Annotated in this window: 9 protein-coding genes and 3 pseudogenes; 6 read left to right on the top strand and 6 right to left on the bottom strand. The window is 37.2% G+C overall.

The window, feature by feature from the left end:
* Position 1: 1 nt before the first annotated feature.
* Positions 2-637 carry a two component system response regulator gene (locus VY86_RS11315; protein WP_046975021.1) on the top strand — a complete coding sequence of 212 codons (636 nt, stop codon included), beginning with the start codon at positions 2-4 and terminating at the stop codon, positions 635-637.
* A 225-nt stretch (positions 638-862) separates the two neighbouring features.
* Positions 863-1,636, top strand: coding sequence for a transposase (locus VY86_RS23375; RefSeq protein ID WP_071881015.1), 774 nt, complete (start codon positions 863-865; stop codon positions 1,634-1,636).
* Here VY86_RS23375 and VY86_RS24120 read toward each other — a convergent pair.
* Positions 1,625-2,385, bottom strand: a pseudogene (locus VY86_RS24120) (IS5 family transposase). The gene VY86_RS23375 and the pseudogene VY86_RS24120 sit on opposite strands and share 12 nt — an antisense overlap.
* A 156-nt stretch (positions 2,386-2,541) precedes the next feature.
* Between VY86_RS24120 and VY86_RS26515 the strand changes: the two are divergent.
* The 3 genes and pseudogenes from VY86_RS26515 to VY86_RS11290 form a co-directional block, all read left to right on the top strand.
* Positions 2,542-3,158, top strand: a pseudogene (locus VY86_RS26515) (IS982 family transposase); the annotation flags it as partial.
* 18 nt (positions 3,159-3,176) lie between these two features.
* Complete coding sequence (locus VY86_RS11295; RefSeq protein ID WP_052760820.1) at positions 3,177-3,956, top strand: hypothetical protein; 780 nt, start codon at positions 3,177-3,179, stop codon at positions 3,954-3,956.
* A 342-nt stretch (positions 3,957-4,298) separates the two neighbouring features.
* Complete coding sequence (locus VY86_RS11290; RefSeq protein WP_046973751.1) at positions 4,299-5,408, top strand: ISAs1 family transposase; 1,110 nt, start codon at positions 4,299-4,301, stop codon at positions 5,406-5,408.
* A gap of 913 nt (positions 5,409-6,321) precedes the next feature.
* On the opposite strand, the pseudogene VY86_RS26510 reads toward VY86_RS11290, so the two are convergent.
* A pseudogene (locus tag VY86_RS26510) lies at positions 6,322-6,732 on the bottom strand (helix-turn-helix domain-containing protein).
* 239 nt (positions 6,733-6,971) lie between these two features.
* Here VY86_RS26510 and VY86_RS11285 point away from each other — a divergent pair.
* On the top strand, positions 6,972-7,316 hold the full coding sequence (locus VY86_RS11285) for a hypothetical protein (protein WP_046975018.1): 345 nt from the start codon (positions 6,972-6,974) through the stop codon (positions 7,314-7,316).
* Positions 7,317-7,477: 161 nt separating this feature from the next.
* Here the strand turns inward: VY86_RS11285 and VY86_RS11280 are convergent, their stop codons facing one another.
* The 4 genes from VY86_RS11280 to VY86_RS11265 form a co-directional block, all read right to left on the bottom strand.
* Entirely contained in the window at positions 7,478-8,179 is a 702-nt protein-coding gene (locus tag VY86_RS11280; protein ID WP_046975017.1) for a helix-turn-helix transcriptional regulator, read from the bottom strand.
* Positions 8,180-9,083: 904 nt separating this feature from the next.
* Positions 9,084-10,235 (bottom strand): alpha/beta hydrolase family protein, encoded by a 1,152-nt coding sequence (locus tag VY86_RS11275; protein WP_046975016.1) that lies wholly within the window; start codon positions 10,233-10,235, stop codon positions 9,084-9,086.
* A 19-nt stretch (positions 10,236-10,254) separates the two neighbouring features.
* Entirely contained in the window at positions 10,255-11,697 is a 1,443-nt protein-coding gene (locus tag VY86_RS22555) for an SRPBCC family protein (protein ID WP_052760819.1), read from the bottom strand.
* Entirely contained in the window at positions 11,697-13,241 is a 1,545-nt protein-coding gene (locus tag VY86_RS11265) for a class I adenylate-forming enzyme family protein (RefSeq protein ID WP_046975015.1), read from the bottom strand. The genes VY86_RS22555 and VY86_RS11265 overlap by 1 nt, the downstream gene beginning before the upstream one ends.
* Positions 13,242-13,254 lie beyond the last annotated feature (13 nt).

Here is a 13,254-nt window from a genome sequence, read left to right as displayed (position 1 = left end):
TATGATTTGCTATAAAGTTTTGCTGGTGGATGATCATGAGCTGATCATAGATGGAATAAAGAACCTTCTTGCTGCATATCCGCGTTATCAGGTTGTTGCGCAGGTTGATGATGGGCTATCTGTTTATGCTGCCTGTCGGGATCTGGCGCCAGATATAGTTATTCTTGATCTTGGCCTTCCAGGGCTGAATGGATTAGATATTATTCCACAACTTTGCCAACGGTGGCCGGATTTACGCGTACTTGCCCTGACGGCCCATGACGATGAGCTGACTGCCAGCCGTGTACTGCGTGCGGGGGCATTAGCCTATGTTTTGAAAACCAGTTCGCAGCAGATATTACTTGCTGCGATTACCAGCGTTGCTGCCAAAAAGAGTTACGTTGATCCTCATTTGAATCAGGAAGCAATCCACTTATTGGGGGAAGGAATAAATGATGACAGCACATTACTTACCCGGCGCGAGCGTCAAATATTACAGCTAATCAGTGAAGGCAATGGTAATCGTCATATTGCTGAGATACTCAGTATTAGTGTTAAAACAGTAGAAACTCACCGACTTAATATGATGCGAAAACTTAAAGTTCATAAGGTGACTGAATTACTTAAACATTCAAGAAAATTGGGATTGATAGCTTGAGCATGCAGGTAGCGTTAATGCTGCTGGATGGCAAGTGGCTATTAAAAATAGCATGCAGAAACAGCTCGATTATAGAGCTGTTTTTGTGTTTGTCACGAATGTATATGAAAGAAATTTAGCAAAAACCGCTGTAAACCCTCGTCCAGTGCGAGGGTGTCGCAAAAGTTAACCCTTATCAGCTAATATCAGTTAAGCTCTGGGTTAATATTCCAAACGAGACCTTATATGACTAAATTCCTACGGCAACTGACACCTTCCGTTCATACCGGGCGTCAGTTTGTCACCGCTCAGCACCTCACTGTACTGAAGGGAACTCTTTTCCTCCATGACTATTTGAAGCCAGTGGGGGAACGCACTGCATTTATTGTCTCCGATATCCTTGATGAGCAGGATTGGGCCCCTTTCGAACGCGATTACGCCTCATCCGGTAGAGCACCGTATTCCCCACGTTCCATGATGGGCATTCTGCTTGATGGGCTCATGAAAGGGAGCCGTTCTCTCAGAGGACTTGAACGGCTGGCACGTCTGGATTTGGGATGTCTCTTTGTCAGTCATGGCATGACACCTGAGCACGCCAGCCTTGGACGTTTCATCTATCAACATCAATCCACGCTGACGGGCTCGTTTTTTGAAGGGGGAGCTTCATCCGTATTACATCACAGTCAATCCGGTTGTACGCAGGCGAAAAAGGGCAGAAAAATTAAACGTTACCGGGAAGATGAAGCGCGGGATAAACTGCGTTCACGTATGACCAAACCGGAGTCAAAGCGGATATTGAGTCAACGAAAAGTCATGGTAGAACCGGTATTTTCTGCCTTACGGGGTATCCAGGGACTGGAGCGTTTTCGGCGCAGAGGTTTATCGGCAGTCAGAGTGGAATTTACCTTGCACGCCATAGCGTATAACTTATCAAGGGCCGTTGCCCTGATATTACGGGCTATTTTTAGCCTGTCTGGGTTGTCAGTTCCAATAACAGGCGATAAGAGCCTATCCCAATAGGGTTTTGTTCCAAACTATAATCCCGCACGCAAAATGTAACATAGCTTCATAGTTTTCGACCTTCTTTTCCCATCGGATCAGTATCCGACGAAAGCGATTCATCCAGCTATGCGTCCTCTCGATAACCCATCTTTGAGCTTTAAAGTCCGTATTTTGGCAGGCATCTGATTCCTCCTTGCGAGACTGAATATGCGGCTCGTAATGCCGACTTCGTAGATAGTCTTTCAGCCATTTAGCATCATATCCCTTATCCAGACACAGCCTGACCTTTTTACCCGGCTTGCCTGTCTGAAGTGCATCAAGCGTATCTGCAACCAATTTGATATCGTGCGTGTTTGCCGCGGCAACAACGAGTGAAAGAGGAAGCCCGTTAGCCTCGGTCATGAGACTGCGTTTTACGCCTTGTTTCCCCCGGTCCGTGGGGTTACGACCTGTTTTTTTGTCCCCGCTAAAGGGGATTTGGTCATGCAGCCATCCAGTGATAACCACGACCAGTCGATGATCGCGAGATGCTTGCAGGCCAGTAAACCGTTTTGCCAGAAGCGTTCAAAAACGCCGGCGTCACGCCATTCCTGAAAACGACGGTGAGCCGAACTTGACGAGCATATTCCTGTTGCATTCAGGGCGTTCCATTGGCAGCCCGTTCTGAGCACAAAGAAGATGGCATCCATAGTGGCGCGGTTATCAACACGTTTACGATGTGTGCCCAGCGGATGCTGAGTTTTATGTTCGGGAATAAGTGGCGCCATTTTTCCCCAAAGTTCATCACTGAGCCGCCATTTGTTGTTTGCCATACTCTCTATACCTTCAGAAATTATCCGTTCTAGAATATTATACAATATGACAATTCCTTTTGGGATAGGCTCTTAGTCAGCTATACCCGAATGCTCACATGTTCACGTTGAAAAAAAGCACTCATTCCCTTGTGTGCGTTTTTCTTATTGTGTAAAGCCAAAACCGGGGCATTGCTTTTATTGATTCAATCAAAATAGCGGTATGCCATAACATACGTATTCCCTAAAATCGGGTCTTTGATGGCGTAGCGCGTCTAGGAAAAAGCAGTACAGGCTGGTTTTATGGTTTTAAACTTCATCTGTTTATCGACGATTGTAGGGAACTGTTCGTGGTCAAATTGACACTTGATGGATCCGTCATCCGATTAAAAAACGGTTGAAATGGGGAAGCTGACATGTGTATGGAGATAGGTGATATATCTCACAGGCGCGGAGTGATGAACTTGCCGCGGGAAAAATTACTCTGGTGAAAAATATTCGTAATAATATGAAAATAAAGACTTTTATATTTTTGGTGGGTTAATATTAAGTAAGAAGGTGTTCTTTGATAGCAATGGTTGTGGAACAACTGAAAAATATCTCTCAGATAGAACATCAAGACACCGCAGTGGGTGGCCGGCTTTTTGTTGGCGGTCGTGTCAGGATTAATTGCTTACACTTTTCAACCAAACAAAAAAGCCGAGTTTGATTTACGTGGTTCTGAAATGGATATTCTTAAACAGATTTGAAGTTAAATGAGAAAAGAAATGTTTAACAGTGAAGATGAGCTTATTGAGTATTTGAACGAAAACGAACTGGCTGGATTGGACAGCGAGTATTCTTTTTCATATACAAAGTTGATCGAGAAATTTTCTGCGAAAGGCATGGATCTGAATCGTTGGTGGATTCTTACTCCGACTACTTGGATATGCCCATGCTGCCAAAGAACAAAGCGAGAGATAATAAGAAAAAACAAACATGGTTATCTTACTGGACACTTGCATGAGCATCATGATCACATGACCGATTTTGTGAAAGATGAATTTACCCGAATTTCACAAAATAACGATATCGTCATTGCAGATTTCTTGGCTGAGCGTTTTGTTGTAAGAACGGCATTTGCTTTTTCTGCTTACGACAATACTATCATTTGTGCTGATTGTAATTATGCAGACGCAAGAGCAAAGAAAATAGCCAAAACACCAGAAGCGTTTTCTTTTTCCCCATCTGAAATAAAAAGATTTATTTTGCCATTACCCAATCGTGATCACGAAATTGACGGTAATGCGGCAATAGCACTTTGGCAAGAGTGTAAGGAGACATTTTATCTCCGATGTTCTTTTGTAAGAAAAATAGCAGAAATTGGGGCAAATAACAGGCATTGGTATCAACCTTCGGAAAGAACCGCAAAGCAGACTGAAAGAACCGCCAGGTACAGAATTAATTATTATGGACTTGATAAAATCAAACCTGGATACCCTGAAAGTTTACTTTATAAATCAAAAAAATTTATAGGAGATGCGGACTCATGGAGGCGGAAAAGATAACCATTTTCTTCAACCCAACCGACATCGGGAGAGCTTCAGCACCTGATCAATTTAAATAAAGAGCGCTGGGGAAAAACTCCCGATCATTGGTGCTGCCCTGTATGTTTACGCTCTAAGCTGTACTGTGTTCGTAAATCTAATAAAGGAAAATGGACTTTTCAGCTTATTTCAAAATATTTCTATGACGGGAAGTCAGAGGATTTTTATCAAGTCATCAAGGTATGTAATGATTGCAGCGTCACAGCAACCCCAGGGCGCGAGCATACTTTTTTACCCCCCCCCCTTGAATGAACCGTAATTATATGATCTCATTCTCCTTATTTTTCTTTTTAATACTGGCCCATGAATCCGAACCAGACCCTGATTGAACATTTAACCGTTGTGAAAGAAACTCGTTCTGACATCAATCGTCAATACGAGCTGATTGATGTTATTTTTCTTGTCATCAGCGCCATTCTCGCTGGCGCTGAAGGTTGGCAAGATATTGAAACTTATGGTCGGGCCAAAATTACGTGGCTGAAAAAATATCGCCCCTTTCTCAGTGGAATACCATGCCGACACACGGTTGCCAGAATTGTGCGCGCTATTGAACTTGATTCGCTGTTGGAGGCTTTGCTCAACTGGATCAATGAACAACGTGAACAGGCAGGGAAACCGGTCATTGCCTTCGATGGAAAAGTTCTGCGACGCGCCTACCGTAATGAAAAGCAAAACGCCGTCCAACTGGTCACGGCATATGATACGGAACAAGGATTAGTCCTGAGCCAGAAAGCCACTGCCACGAAAAACGGGGAAATCAGTATCGTGCGGCAGATGTTGGATATCCTTGACCTGAAAGGCAGCATCGTCACGCTGGATGCTTTGCATTGTCAGCGCCAAACGCTGGAAAAAATCAGCGAAAAGAAAGCCCATGTCGTGGTTCAGGTGAAAAAAAATCAACCCCATCTGTGGGAAGCCGTCCAATCGCAATTTCAGGCGGTGTTTGATGCCGGTAAAGAAAAAATTATCACGGAAGTTAAGCAAGAAGCCCATGGCCGGCGTGAAGAGCGTTATGTGTTTCAGTTAAAGCCCCAATTTACGGCAGAATTAATCGAGAAATGGCCGACCATTCGTAGCATTATCGCCGTAGAACGTCACCGGACACAAAATGGCAAAGGAACGGTGGACACGTCTTATTATGTGAGTTCCCTTTCGCCCAAGCATAAATCACTGGGATATTATATTCGCCAGCATTGGCGGATTGAAAATACCCAGCACTATATTCTTGATGTGGTCTTTAAAGAAGATGATTCACGAATTGTTCTGGAGGGTGCAGTTGAGAATCTGGCCTTATTCCGTCGTATCGTCCTGAATCTGGTCAAACAATGCGATTGCGGGGCACCGAGCCAAAGGAACAAGCTTAAAAAAGCGGGTTGGTGCGATGATTATCGGGCAAGAGTTTTCTTTGGATGAATAGCAGTCAAAGTATGCTCGTGCCCTGGTGACTGGGGTAAGTGAACGCAGCCAACAAAGCAGCAACTTGAAAGATGAAGGGTATATCTTCAATATTTTTATCACTGATATTAAGAAGGTCTTTGGCTAGCAACTTATACATCTTCAACAGCTTATCGGGAATTTCTTTACCCGATTTTGCTACATCTTTTTTAAGATAAAAATCATTTTATCATGATACCTGAACGCAAAAACAAAACGGGTGCTACCACTTTTCCCTATTCCCCAAAAGCGATTCTTTTTTTAAAAAGATCACCGCCAAGATTAGCGTCTACCAATCCTCCTATTATTTCTGGCAGATTGACAAATATCCTTATTAGTCAATAAACTATCTTCCATGAAAACCGAAAAATCATCTGTGGCAAAAATTCTCATTTCCGTAAGCCGAACAAAGTTTTATATAGTAATATTTACCGTAGTAAATATTACTATATATTGCAACCACTTTTTATTAAAATCAGCACTCACGATGAAAAACATATGAGGATTAATTCGGATAAAACTCCGATGATAATATTGATGTCATACTCCAGATACATTCATTCGGAAATACATCCAGTTACGTTTCGTTAGCAGCAGATGAAACTGCATCCATCCAGACTTTTACAAACCAATTTTCATCAGAAATAGTATTTTTCAGGTTCTCACCAGCAATTTCAGTCAGCTTACCCAAAGATCACCGACTCGATTTCCCATGGCATTCAGGTAAAACACAATGACGATATACTTTACATTTCCTATTTTTTCACTACTATAAAAATATCTGATATATAATTTTCCATCCGATAAGATGCTGTGACAATTAGATTCTTTAAGAAAAATATATCCAAGTTAAAATAATGAAGGGTAGATTCACATAATAAGTGCAACATCGTTAATCTGGAAGTAAGCATGTTCGTATTCCCTTAAATAATTCATTCGGTGTTTTACCCCCCGTGTTTTTCGCGGGCGATGATTTAATCGGTTTCCTACATAATTTATTTCCTGATCAGAGACTTCATTAAAATCGGTTCCCTTTGGAAAGTATTGTCTGATTAACCGTTTTATCCATTTTTTTACTTCAGGTGTTATTTTTACGGCTTGCTTAGCAAAATGACGACGAGCCAATACCTTCAAATGAGCCTGTTCGGGCAGTATGTCTGGACTTTTTGATTTCTCTTCAATTCTCTGTTGATGGTCGATGGGTTTAGCTTAAGTGAATCAGCAATGAAAAACGGTGAAAAACCAGCTTTTTTTAAACTGGAAATCGTGTATCTTTCAGTTTCGGTAGTTGTGTATAGGCCATAGTGCATTCTCTTGTGGCGGGAAAGATGCCTACTATAGCAACTGACCGCCTTTCTAAAAAATTGCACTTATTAGTCGAATCCGCCAAGTATAAAAATATATTTACTCTGTATCTATTTCTACTGTAATTATCGTCATGGCTATTTAATTTATAGCAGCAAAAATAGAAATTCCAAAAAAAACCTATGGTTATCTCTATATGATTATCAGCAACTTTATCCATTAGTTCAGGAGCCTAAGATGAAAGAAATTGAGAAAAAAGAAAAAGGTAAAATGCTTGGCGTTAATAGCCATTACTTTTTCGTTGTTAATATAACCAATAAAATTTTAACAGGTGATGTGTTTTGGAGTAACTCTTCAAATACGAGCGCTCTAAATATCAATGGATTATATCCAGCAACCGCTTCACTTCTTCAAGAATTCTATCCTGAAAGCGGGAAAACTGATTATTGGCGATGGACTGAAAAAGGAAGGAGATATCAATTAGATTGTTATGACAATGATATATATGTTGCCGTTGTCATTAGCGATTATGGAATTGGTGTATTACCTTCTGGAACCAGCCCAGACACATGGAAATGGTAGATTTTCCTCCATTGAATTATTTATAATTATGTGAAGAATACGAGTTTTAAACTCTGCCTTAAGCCATAAAGTAAAGCCGATTCAATAAAAATCATGATTTTTATTGAATCGGCTTAAAATTAGATAAGTATCCATATCAATTGTTTAGTAATAATCGTTTATCAAGATAAATAACTCTCAGACAATCCTTCTTTCTCACCCCATTTTTTTAGCAATAATATTCGATCTTGTATATATTTTTCCGATAACACTTCTAATTTTTCTATTTTTTCTACTTGTAACTTGATAAATTCATGACTAAATTCACACCAAGAAACTAAAAAGAATTCATTATTGAAAAAAATCGACAATGGACAAGTAGTTTTCACTGTACGTACATTATTTAAACCAAAGAAAGTTATCACTATCTTTTCTTTATGATATATCGCTTTCCTAATATCAGATAATATCGAATTATTATCAGTAACTTTACTATAACCTTCCGTTTTTACAAACATTGGCGAACAGTATAGCTGAGCGCGCTGTTCTTCGGGAAGTACTGCCGCGATCTTAGATATAAAACTATGAGCAGATTTAGCCAAAACAACATCATTTTGTTCAATAACCCATTTGTTACCTAAAACTAAAGCATCAATTTCATCCATTGTAAACATTAAAGGAGGCAACATAAAACCCGGTCTTAATGTATAACCTAAACCTGGTTCACCTTCTATATTTGCTCCCTGACTATTTAGCAAAGCAATATCTCGATAAAGGGTTCGCAAACTTACATTTAAATCGCCAGCCAGTAACTTACCACTGACAGGATATCTTCTTTGTCTTAAGTATTGCAATAACACTATGAGTCTTTCGGTTCTTGACATTTCCTCACTCCTCATTTTAATAAAAAATCAAATAGGAAAAACTTTATTAAATAAACAATATTGAGTTACTACCCAATGGAACTATTTATTCTTACTCATTGATTAATGGAACAATATCGAAACTTCACTATAAAATCATCAACTGTAAATCTTATATTTATTATATATCTCAATTATCTGCGCTAACGAAAATAATATTTTTGTCTTTCATAATTACTCTACCATATAAAAAGTAAATGCTCGATACATTACATTGAAGCATGGTAAAGGCAACTATCGAACATTTAATCATAGAGTAAAAATCTAAAATATATATAGTTCCAATCAATACAAAAAATAAAATTAACCTTCAATAAGTAAACTTACTATGTATTGGTGATATAAGAAAGCTTAAATATTAAAGTCAAGTTTCATACGTGCCAGTCAATATTTAAGCAGAAGAAGCATGAACTTATTATTCAGAAATTTCACTTCGTAATGTTTATGAAGATGATTTTGTTTTATGACTTACAGTAAAGAAGTAGTGAAACTAAAAAGCATAACTAAAATAAGTTTCACCTTCACTTCTATTGAAAAAATAAACATTATTTAGATAAGATGATTAATGTTTATTTAAATTTTCTTTTGGCATAAAATACCTGACTTTAAAGGATAATATTATATAAAATACACTATTTTATTCACCGTCCTTTATAATAAACAGCAAACCAAGACAGTGCTTAGGTGAAAGCGCTAACTTTTGAACTCACTTTAGTGCAGCAGCCTGAAGGACAAGGAAAACAAGTCATCCTCACGTATTATATGTACGATACGGATCCTGCGCACTGTCCGTGTTCACTATTCATTTATAAGAACGATCCAAAACAATTACACCAACTAAAATAGGTGCTAAGTATAAAATAAATTAATTTTTCTTAGCGCCATTCAGTCTGAATTGCTCGTTAACCCAATCTAAAACTTGTATCATATACTCGTTTATTTTATTTAAACAAACATGAGCTTCTGATTCATAACATAATAATTTATGATCATCTCCCCATAAGTGGTCTAATTCTCTAATTTTATCAATTGAAAATATATCATCCAATGCGCCATGAACAGTAAAAACCTTTGTTTTACAAGTTAAAGATACATCTAATTTTATTTCATCAAAAAGAGACTGCATATGATTATCTTGCATAAAGGCAAACTGAAAATCTGCTTTAAGCCTTCTGGGTAATTTATCAAAATCGGCTATTTCAGGTCCACCAGATAAATTAACGATACAGCAAAATTTATCGCCAATTTTTTGTGCAAGACGTAAAGCAAAATAACCGCCAAAACTAATTCCTAAGAAACAGAGAAGGCTACTATTAATTCTAGCATCATCTTCTAATAATTTAAGTATAAAGATAATATATGATTCCATGTCAATAGCCAATGGCGATTTTCCAAGGTTTATTCCTTGCCCTGGCCCATCAAATATAGCTACCGCTATACCTTTTTCCAAGAAAAATTCCGCCAAAGATAATATTTCAATTTCAGTCATTGAATCCAATCCATTGGATAAAATAACACAAGGTAAAGGATTATTCTCTTCTTCTTTATATCTTTTAGGAAATATAAGGAAGAACGGCATATGAAATTTATCAACAACAATATACTGATGCTCAACCAGCAAATCACTATATTTTATACCGGATAAAAAACATGAACGAATATACTCTCTGAGCTGGATCTTTCTGCTTTTATCACTGAAATACATAAATTCAGCCCAATGATAACAAGCAGCAGCACTCTTCAGGGCACGAACATAACTGACTTCATTTTTGGCAGAATTAGCGATGCTGATATAATTATCACCCACTTTTGACCAATTAATCATCCACTCATGCCAGAACTCTTCAGATGATAAATCTAAGTTTTCCTCCTGAAAATGACTCAATGCCTCAACCACATCTCCCCAATGAACCTGAGGTGCATATTGAGAATTTAAGAAAAAAAGTCTTGGCATAAAATAACCACAAGTAGAAAAAAGTGCTGCCGAAATTCTATTTGGTTTATTCTTATTATTCATTGTATTTTCCTTTAATTTACTAAATACGATTATCTAACCACTCTTTGCAGGCAAAAACCATTTTCTTACTATTTTCTGAAATAGCATTCTTCACTATTTCTTGTTGTCTTAATTTATCTTCTGTACCAAACTTGATTGCACATAAATGATGATCTAATTCAACACTATGATTAGAAACAATGAACGAACCACTTCCTCTGCTAAATATACGCCATGAACCGCTATGAGATTTTAATACTAATGGAGGCTCTGGTTGAAAATATTCAATTAATAAATTATCTCTATCACAGAATCGTATGCTACGGAAAGTTTCATTTCCGTTTGGCGTTGACACATCCATATTAGATTCTTGGTGTCTATCATCATTATGAATTATTTTCACTGAATAACAATGAGGTAATATCTGACTCCAATCATTGATATTTAAAAAGATATCGTAAACGTCATCAATTTGATGAGGAATATAATATCCTGTTGTAAAAGTTAATAAATCTGATTTTTTATTACTTTCTACCTTATTCTTTATACTATCCATCTCCATTTGAGTATTGTCATTAATAAATGAGATAATAAAGAAATTAGCCTGATCATGATTATCAACATCATCAATAATACTGCTTACATCGTCTAATAAAGACCAATTCCTCTGTACTGTCAGAAGACAACGTTGATCATTAATAGGAATAACTTGCCATCTCCCACTCATTGCCTTTAATAATGGCATAGGTTTAAGCAGGACATAATCAATTCTATAAATAGAATCAGAATAATATCGTTTTGTTTGCCAGCTTACTGTTTTATTATTTTGTCTTGCTTTAATTTCAACAAGTTCTGAATCATCTATTCTATTTAATACATCAGCACCTTCACAAAATGAGAAAATATCAGGCCAATAAGAGACATCCTTAACCAAATTATATACATCCTTTGCCGGTGCCTCACATATTATTGAATGAGTTAGATTTCCGTTTAATTTTTTTTCCGGCCCTTCATTTACTTCTACAATATTCTTTATATTATTGAGCTCCTTAACTGAGTTAAGATCAATTCCTTTACTAATAAATTCATGAGCCTGCTGCGTTGTTTCAACACCATCAACTAATCCTGTTATTTCTGCCTCAATATCATAATCATGCTCTAACACAAGCATACATTGTTGAGAATTGATCTTAATAACCCGCCATGACGTTTCCATCTCTTTGACTAATGTCATTGGCTTGGTCAGTTTTGATTTTATACTGAATGTTTCTGCATGAAATTTACGCTCTGATACCCACTGCATGATGATACCGTTAATTAATGCTTTAATTTCTATTTTTTCACTGTCTTTATCTCTAAAGATAGCCTTCACTTCCTGACAAGGCTCAAATATTTCTGACCACTTTTCAGAATTGACAATAACCTGATATACCTTTTCTGCCTGTGTATTACAAATGATTGAATGTGATTCGTAATAATTCATTATTTATTCCTCAATTTAAATAATTTTTTAGGATCGATTGATTTAATTAACTCTGATTTTAGTATCTTATCGTTATGGCTTTTCGGAAAAGACTCACCAGTAACATAGAACCAGTCTGGCCATTTTTCCTGACTTAATTTAGCACTCAGAAATGATGAAAGAATATTTTCAATTTCAGGTAATAATTTCTTCGATATATCGCCACTCATACAGGCAACAGGTTGGTCAATAGCAACACCATTTTCATGGAAAGAAAAACCAACAACAGTAGCAACATTCACATTGGGTATTCTTGATAAAATAGATTCAACTTCTTCAGGGTAAATCCTATGTCCGTTAGCACTCATAAATGTATTTTGCTTACGTCCCTTTAAAATTAAATAATCATCGTCATCGATATAACCCAGATCACCGGTAGCAAACCATTCATCAGGGGGAGTGACTTTCCCAGAAATCACATCATAATATCCTTCCATTATACTGTTACCTCTTAGTATAATTTCTCCAATATTATCAGATGAGCCGGTAATGGGTTTAATAGCAACTTCCAATGTATTATCAATCTTTCCAACACAATAAACTGAGTCGAGATATCTTTTATCACGATGATCTTGCTCATCCACCCAGCAGAACGGACCATAAGTTTCACTTAATCCGTATCCCTGCATCCATTCACAGCCTATTAATTTACGACCTTTCTCAAGTACACTGGGCGGCATAGCCGCAGCCCCATAAGCAACAACGTGTAAACAAGTTAGATCAATATCATATTCTTCTGCCGATTTAACAAATAATTTCATCGACTCTGGGCGTAACATAATATGCGTAATTTTATTACCGGAAATATAAGCAGGCCATTCCTCTATATTCCTGTCTTCTGGTATAAAAAGTATTGACTGATGTAATAATGCACCGAAAGAGAAAATCACGCCGGTAGTATTATTCAATAAACCTGACATAAATATTTTAGCATCCTGACTAAACTTTAATTTTTCTGTTACTGTGCAAATTCGTTGACATACTAAGGATTCTGAAATACTAATTGCTTTCGGTTTGCCAGTACTTCCACTCGTAAAAAGTACAATAAAATTAGCAATAGATTGTGGTGAGTAGGTAATAACTGGGGTTTCTTCTATATCATTAGCGCTGATCTCATGATCTGAAACATCAATAACATTGATGCCGTTTTCTTTTAATTTTTCAACAAAATATTTATCTTTTTTAAGATAAACAACAAAATCGTATTGGACTTCATTGGTAAAATTGATCCATTCATCGATTGTCGCTGATGATAAATTATAAGGCATTAACAAATGCAACCCCATAGCACTGGCCGCAGCCAAGAAGAAAATGCCTAATTCATCATGTTCAAATATAACGATAATTTTATTATCTTTATGAATTCCTCTATTACTTAAATCATCAATTAAATGGGAAACAGAAAATATTATCTCTTTTCTTGTATAATGAAAATCCTTAGTGATAATACAATCGTTATTTAAATTATCACGCTCTGAATGTAACAACATAGAAATTAGCTTCATTTCTGCTTCCCTT

The sequence above is a fragment of the Photorhabdus thracensis genome, from assembly GCF_001010285.1.
GTDB classification, from domain to species: Bacteria; Pseudomonadota; Gammaproteobacteria; order Enterobacterales; family Enterobacteriaceae; genus Photorhabdus; species Photorhabdus temperata.
Note: the sequence above shows the minus strand (reverse complement) of the source record. Positions and strands in the feature narration are given on the sequence as shown.

What these genes read in the sequence shown, in the direction of transcription:
- VY86_RS11285 (WP_046975018.1), top strand. Translation starts at nt 6,972, where the DNA reads ATGAAAGAAATTGAGAAAAAAGAAAAAGGTAAAATGCTTGGCGTTAAT.
- VY86_RS22555 (WP_052760819.1), bottom strand. Translation starts at nt 11,697, where the DNA reads ATGAATTATTACGAATCACATTCAATCATTTGTAATACACAGGCAGAA.
- VY86_RS11275 (WP_046975016.1), bottom strand. Translation starts at nt 10,235, where the DNA reads ATGAATAATAAGAATAAACCAAATAGAATTTCGGCAGCACTTTTTTCT.
- VY86_RS23375 (WP_071881015.1), top strand. Translation starts at nt 863, where the DNA reads ATGACTAAATTCCTACGGCAACTGACACCTTCCGTTCATACCGGGCGT.
- VY86_RS11280 (WP_046975017.1), bottom strand. Translation starts at nt 8,179, where the DNA reads ATGTCAAGAACCGAAAGACTCATAGTGTTATTGCAATACTTAAGACAA.
- VY86_RS11295 (WP_052760820.1), top strand. Translation starts at nt 3,177, where the DNA reads ATGTTTAACAGTGAAGATGAGCTTATTGAGTATTTGAACGAAAACGAA.
- VY86_RS11290 (WP_046973751.1), top strand. Translation starts at nt 4,299, where the DNA reads ATGAATCCGAACCAGACCCTGATTGAACATTTAACCGTTGTGAAAGAA.
- VY86_RS11315 (WP_046975021.1), top strand. Translation starts at nt 2, where the DNA reads ATGATTTGCTATAAAGTTTTGCTGGTGGATGATCATGAGCTGATCATA.
- VY86_RS11265 (WP_046975015.1), bottom strand. Translation starts at nt 13,241, where the DNA reads ATGAAGCTAATTTCTATGTTGTTACATTCAGAGCGTGATAATTTAAAT.